The sequence below is a fragment of the Mycobacterium sp. DHQP2018-32-09 genome, assembly GCF_058148405.1.
Map to the genome: position 1 here is coordinate 1 of NZ_JBYVYK010000164.1, position 424 is coordinate 424.

At 58.3% G+C, this 424-nt stretch carries 1 protein-coding gene; it reads right to left on the bottom strand.

Annotated features, from left to right (window positions below; genetic code table 11):
* On the bottom strand, positions 1-365 hold a 365-nt coding region (locus tag AC30CM_RS27170; RefSeq protein ID WP_490120002.1), incomplete at its 3' end, for a hypothetical protein.
* Between the last annotated feature and the right edge of the window lie 59 nt (positions 366-424).

The window sequence follows — 424 nt, forward strand, 5'->3', positions numbered from 1 at the left end:
TTTTCAGTTCCGATTGCGATCAGCTGTGTTGCGCCAGCTTTCAGCACAGGTATTCGGTATGTCCATTTGCCCTCGTTGTCTGGAGTATTGCGCACCCCTACGTCGCAGCCTGACCCGAATAGACGTATATCGAAGGCATCGCCATCGCCGAGGTTGATTAGCGCGGCCACCCCCCAATCAAATGACGCCTCGCCAATGTTCTCCCTTAGGCGCATCTCTAGATGTAGTACAGGGCGGGGCTTATCCCACCAGCGAATCAGCAATGTGACTACGGCAGAGACGACGGCAGCGGTTGGAGCGACCTTGGCCCAGTCCATCCATGTAACTGCGCTGTCTGTCTCGGCTGCGTACGTGAGTGCGTACATGGCGGCGAGCGTAGCCGGTGGCGCAGCGTGAGCGTGTCGGATCTGCCACAGCTCCCTGA